Annotated in this window: 2 protein-coding genes; one reads left to right on the forward strand and one right to left on the reverse strand. The window is 64.0% G+C overall.

Annotated features, from left to right (window positions below; translation table 11 throughout):
- Nucleotides 1-170: 170 nt before the first annotated feature.
- Nucleotides 171-752 carry a hypothetical protein gene (locus BQ17_RS03730; protein ID WP_089724412.1) on the reverse strand — a complete coding sequence of 194 codons (582 nt, stop codon included), beginning with the start codon at nt 750-752 and terminating at the stop codon, nt 171-173.
- A 494-nt stretch (nt 753-1,246) separates the two neighbouring features.
- On the opposite strand from BQ17_RS03730, the gene mrcB reads away from it, so the two are divergent.
- The gene (mrcB, locus tag BQ17_RS03735; RefSeq protein ID WP_089724414.1) at nt 1,247-3,682 is read left to right on the forward strand and encodes a penicillin-binding protein 1B; all 2,436 of its coding nucleotides are present in this window, start codon (nt 1,247-1,249) and stop codon (nt 3,680-3,682) included.
- Nucleotides 3,683-4,143 lie beyond the last annotated feature (461 nt).

A 4,143-nucleotide genomic window follows, 5' to 3' on the forward strand; every position in this document is an offset into this window, starting at 1 on the left:
AGATACTCAAACAATGGCACGCACAGCAACCCCAACTGTTTAAAAAAATTCCACGTAATCATCCGGGACCTGACACACGCCCGTCATCCCGGGTGTTTGCCCAACCTACCCGACTCGCTACTATGGCAAGATCTTGTTTTTAGCAGCGAGTATTACTCAGTGGCCCCAGGTTACCCATCGGCGGCGCGGAGGCGTTGCTGCATGGCCGCTTCGGATAACCAGATCAGTGCCGCTTCCTGATCCGATTGCGGCTCCTGATAGGACAACAGCAAGAAACCGTCGTCCACTGCCCAAGTGAGAGGACCCTGGATGTCGGCGGGACCCGGCGGCAAGCGCCGAGTCGGCTTCCCCAAACGCCGGGTGAGCTGTCGCCGTAGGGTCCCGTGGTAAGCGCGGCGATAATTGAGCTTGGCCGCCCTCAGCCTAGCGCCCTGTAGAAACAGGGTGAAGGCACGTGCGGGTACGGCGCTGAAGGCACCGATCTCGGCGCTACAGAGCCGATCACCGAAGGAATTGGCACCCTCGTCACAGGTCAGCTCCAAATCCGGAAACAGCCCCCGGAATTGCGCCTCTGTCATGCCCGAATGCAATTTCTCGATGGCTAAATTGAGCTCGTCCTTGCCGAATAGATACAGCATCGCCAAATCCGTCCGGCGCTGTCCGTCCTCGGTAAACACCAACCAGACAATCGGCCCGAGCACGATGGCGAGCAGGAGCGATTTCTTATAGAAGGGATTCAGTCGTAGATCCATGGCCGGTTGATTTTATATCCGTTATCTCTAAAGCGGCCAGGACGGGGGGCGTAGCAACAGGGCTACCAATAACCACTGCTGAAACATGACCTTGGGTAATGGTTCAGAGCCCCGTTGTGGTTGCCATCCATGGCACTGCATTCCGGCACTCCCTACCCGCGGGCGTTCTACCGACGGCCGGCACTTCTTCCCGGTGGGCAACCGGCCCGATGCGCCCTTGGCAGACTACTTCCGAGCGACCGAGCCCAGGCTCGGTCAGACCTCCGCCGCTTAGAGTGGCAAGGGCCGTGAACAAGCGTCACCATCGGCCATTGCCTGCTCGCCCGGGTGCATGCACTCGCTTCAAGTAGGCCCTTGTTCGCGCCCTTCGTAGATGGGACCATAGCGGGTACGTCAAGCTCGAGAGTCTATCCTTCATTTTCATGCAAGGCGCTTCCGCCCTATCCCACCTGCCCCGGTGTCGCATTGTTCGAGTTCGGGGTTGTCACTGAGTCATGGCCGACCGCAACCAAACCGACGGCGGGGTGCGGCGCGGCGGGCGTGGGATCGGGGGTTGGCGTCTGCTGCTCTCGGTGAGTCGCTGGGTCTTGCTGCTGACCCTTGCCGCCGGTCTCGCCGGTGTGCTCCACGCCATTCACCTGGACGGCACCCTCCGTGCCAAGTTCGAGGGCAAGCGCTGGGCGCTGCCCGCACGGGTGTTCGCCCGGCCGCTTGAGCTCTATGTGGGCCGACCGCTGAGTGTGGAGGCACTGACCAGTGAGCTGGAGCGTCTGCGGTATCGTCGGGTGAAGACCCCGAACTATCTGGGGTCCTACTCCCGCCGGGGGGACCGCTTCCTGGTGCATACCCGGCCCTTCCGTTTCTGGGACGGTCCCGAACCCGAACGCATCCTAGACATCCGGATCAAGGACGGCCGGGTGGCTTGGCTCAAAGACACCGCTGGCGGCGTCGATCCGGCCTTGGTGCGCCTCGACGCAGTGCTAATCGCGAGCATTTACCCTACTCATAACGAGGACCGGGTCCTGATCCGGGGCACGGATCTACCCCCGCTCATGGTCGCCGCCTTGCTGGCGGTAGAGGATCGGGACTTCTACCGGCACTGGGGGGTGAATCCTCGGGCCATCGCCCGCGCCATGTGGCGCAATCTGCGGGCCGGCGGGGTGGTCGAGGGCGGCAGCACTCTGACCCAACAGTTGGTCAAGAACTTCTACTTGACCGACGAGCGCACCCTGACGCGCAAGCTCAACGAGGCCGTGATGGCCGTTCTCCTCGACCTGCATTACGGCAAGGATGAGATCCTGGAGGCCTATGTTAACGAGATCTTTCTCGGCCAGGACGGCCAGCGGGCCATCCATGGTTTCGGCCTGGCGAGTCATTTCTACTTTAACCGCTCCCTGGACGAGCTGGGAATCGCCGAGACGGCCCTGCTGGTAGCCCTCATCAAGGGACCTTCCTTCTACCACCCGCGGCGCTATCCGGAGCGGGCCCTAGCGCGGCGCAACCTGGTCATCGACATGCTCCGGGAACAGCAAGTCATCAGTGCCGAGAAGGCGGCGGCGGCCAAGCGGGCACCGTTGGGGGTCAGCGACAAGGGCGGTCGGCCGGCGGGGGCCTACCCCGCGTACCTCCAATTGGTGCGGCACCAACTGCAGCGGGATTATCGGGAGCAGGATCTACGCTCCGAGGGGCTGCGCATTTTCACCACCCTGGATCTCCTGGTCCAGGCGGTCGCTGAAGCGGCCGTGCGCGAGCGGGTGCCGAAGTTGGAGCGTGGGCGTGGATTCAAGGCCGGGACCTTGGAGTCCGCCGCCGTCGTCACCTCCGCCGCGCAGGGGGAGGTCCTGGCCCTGGTGGGCGGGCGCGATCCCGGTTATGCGGGTTTCAACCGCGCCCTCGATGCGGTCCGACCCATCGGCTCGCTCATCAAGCCAGTGGTCTATCTCACGGCCCTGTCGGAACCGGAACGCTATAGCCTGGTCAGCCTGCTTTCGGACCGCCCGGTAAGCCTGCGCACCCGGGACGGCAAGCGCTGGGAGCCCCGGAACTACGACCGCAAGACCCACGGGCGGGTGCCCCTCTACCAGGCGTTGGCCAAGTCCTATAACCTGGCGACGGTCAACCTCGGACTGGAGCTGGGTCTCGACAAGGTGGTGGCGGCCCTGGACACCCTGGGCGTGCGCCGGCCCGTGGACCCGGTGCCGGCATTGCTGCTGGGTTCCGTATCCCTGACCCCGCTGGAGGTCAGCCAGATCTACCAGACCTTGGCCGCGGGCGGCTTCTATGCCCCCCTGCGTGCCATCCGCGAGGTATTGGATGCCGCCGGCCAACCGCTGAGCCGCTATCCGTTGGCCGTCGAGCCGGTGGCAGACGCCGCCGCCGTGTACCTCACAACCTGGGCCATGCAGCAGGTAGTCCGGCAGGGGACGGCGAGGGCGCTGAGAAAACGCCTCCCCGCAGGGTTGACGGTGGCCGGCAAAACGGGTACGACCAATGGTCAACGCGACAGCTGGTTCGCCGGCTTCAGCGGCGACAAGGTCCTGGTGGTCTGGGTAGGACGGGACGACAATGGACCCACCAAGCTGACCGGGGCCAGTGGGGCGTTGCGAATCTGGGGTGATATCATGACCTCCATCGAGAACCGGCCACTACCCGAATTCCGGCCGGAGGGCGTGACCGAAGTTCGGGTCGATCCCGTAACCGGCCTGCTGGCAGACGTGCGTTGCAGACGGGGGGTAAGCGTGCCCTTTTCCGTGCGGGGCGTGCCGACAGTGAAGTCCGGGTGTGGCCTAGCGTCCGCTGCCGTTGTCCCCAGGACGGCGGACAGGCGACCCCCACCTGCCCCTGTCCCTCGCCCTGCCCCTCGCGTTGAGAAGCATGAGGAGAAGACGAAAACCGAAGGTGCATTCGACGAGTATATGCATGGTGATTGATGGACAGATGTTTCCTGATCGTTCTGTTGGCGGTCGGCCTTGCCGCCTGTGCCCCCCCGCAACGGGGCGGCCCGCCGCCCCCGGTAATTGCCAAGCCGGCGCTTCGGCCTGCGCTGAAGCCGATCTGCCGGCCGGGGGGACCGCGGCCCTGTATCCCACGATCCAGGCCATGTGCCGGGAGGCCGTGTCGTCGTTAGCGAAACCGAAATACTATCAGTCGCCTCGGCAAGACCCGCGAGAGGTGAGGGTGTCGCAAGCAGTACTCACCCTTCGACCCCCTCTCCCCAAGCCCCCTCGCTGCGCTCGGCGCAGGCCCTCTCCCGGTGGGAGGGTGTCGCAAAAGACCTTTCGAACCACAGAGAACACAGAGAAGGGCACGGGCCACAGGGCGGGCGCGTATAAATTTCTTTTTGATTAACAAGTTACTACCAGCCGTGTCGATTGGGCAAAGCCGGGAGCGC

Origin of the sequence: Candidatus Thiosymbion oneisti, from assembly GCF_900092655.1 — a bacterium.
GTDB classification, from domain to species: domain Bacteria; phylum Pseudomonadota; class Gammaproteobacteria; order Chromatiales; family Chromatiaceae; genus Thiosymbion; species Thiosymbion oneisti.

Bases quoted from the DNA above. Each gene is read 5' to 3' on its own strand.
- mrcB (WP_089724414.1), top strand. From the start codon at position 1,247: ATGGCCGACCGCAACCAAACCGACGGCGGGGTGCGGCGCGGCGGGCGT.
- BQ17_RS03730 (WP_089724412.1), bottom strand. From the start codon at position 752: ATGGATCTACGACTGAATCCCTTCTATAAGAAATCGCTCCTGCTCGCC.